General features: G+C 67.0%; 1 protein-coding gene. It reads left to right on the plus strand.

The features are described from left to right. Positions 1–537 (plus strand): MFS transporter (locus Y706_RS0114500; protein WP_028277148.1); only part of this gene is annotated, 537 nt, incomplete at its 5' end. Between the last annotated feature and the right edge of the window lie 41 nt (positions 538–578).

Consider the following 578-nt stretch of genomic DNA (forward strand, 5'->3'; position numbering starts at 1 on the left):
GGCGTCCTTGCATTCGCGATCCTCGGCACGTCGCTGCTTACCGCACCGGACGGTAAGAACATCGAGTTCGACAACGCGCTGCTGGTACTCATCATCTCCAACGCCTCGGCCTTCGCCGGCTACCTGTTCCACGGCTGGCTCGGCGACCGGATCGGGCGCCGCAACGCGATCGGGATCGGCTGGATCCTGTGCGCCGTCTCCTTCTTCACCATGCTCCAGGCCCCGAACGGGAACTTCCCGCTCATCATCGGGCTGAACAGCGCCGGGCTGTTCTTCCTCATCGGCCCCTTCTCCGCCCTGCTGTTCTTCACCGGCGAAGGCTTCCCCGTCCACACCCGGGCAACCGGCGCCTCCATCATCAACGCCTCCGGCCAAGTCGGAGCGATCATCGGCGGCCTGCTGATCACCGCCACCCTCGCCGCCGGCTCCGGCTGGATCACCGCCACCCTATGGTGGGGAGTCCTCCCCATCCTGGCCTCCGGCCTGCTCATCTTTGCCGCCCGGAACGTGGACCCCAGCACGGTCCGCACGGACTGACAGGGACGAACCCGCACCACAACACCATCGGCACGGCGGGA

Source organism: Arthrobacter sp. I3 (genome assembly GCF_000520575.1).
In the GTDB taxonomy this organism is placed as follows: Bacteria; Actinomycetota; Actinomycetes; order Actinomycetales; family Micrococcaceae; genus Arthrobacter; species Arthrobacter humicola_A.